Origin of the sequence: Collinsella aerofaciens (assembly GCF_032584215.1) — a bacterium.
In the GTDB taxonomy this organism is placed as follows: domain Bacteria; phylum Actinomycetota; class Coriobacteriia; order Coriobacteriales; family Coriobacteriaceae; genus Collinsella.
In genome coordinates this window covers 1-507 of the sequence record NZ_JAWHPN010000103.1, presented here as the reverse complement: position 1 = coordinate 507, position 507 = coordinate 1, and the positions used below count along the sequence as shown (strand labels likewise).

At 60.4% G+C, this 507-nt stretch carries 1 protein-coding gene; it reads right to left on the bottom strand.

Annotated features, from left to right (window positions below; translation table 11 throughout):
• A partial coding sequence (locus RX395_RS09950) for a hypothetical protein (RefSeq protein ID WP_316367330.1) occupies nt 1-342 on the bottom strand: 342 nt, incomplete at its 3' end.
• Between the last annotated feature and the right edge of the window lie 165 nt (nt 343-507).

Genomic DNA, 507 nt, shown 5'->3' with positions numbered 1-507 from the left:
GGCCTGCGGTGCGTCTGGCCCCACGGTCAGCGTCAGGGCGCCGGTTTCCCCGGCCTGGTTGGAGGCGGTGATCTCCACGCTCCCCTCGGACTTGGCAACGGCCACCCAGCAGCTCATCACCTGTTCCACCGCCACCGTGTCCGGGTCGCTGGAGGTCACCGTGTACGCCGCCCCGCTGGGGCCGATTACAAGGCCGCTCCGTTCCCCCACTTCCAGTACAGCGCCCTTGTAGCTGCTCACCCGGATGGGAGGCGCCTCTGCCGCATGGGCTGCGGTGCCGGCCATCAGGATCCCGATCAGGATGCCTGTGGTCACCATCAGCACGTTCTTTCTTCTGCTCATACCGTTTTCCTCCTCGATGTTATTAGACTTTGCCTTTGCAAGCCCAACATATCAGAAAAGGTTTTGAAAGTCGAGCGGAAAGCGTTCGTGAAAAGGGAGAAATCAGCGTCTATTTTATGATTCGGGAATCAATTGGCCACCGCCACCACTTTCCAGCGGTTGTCC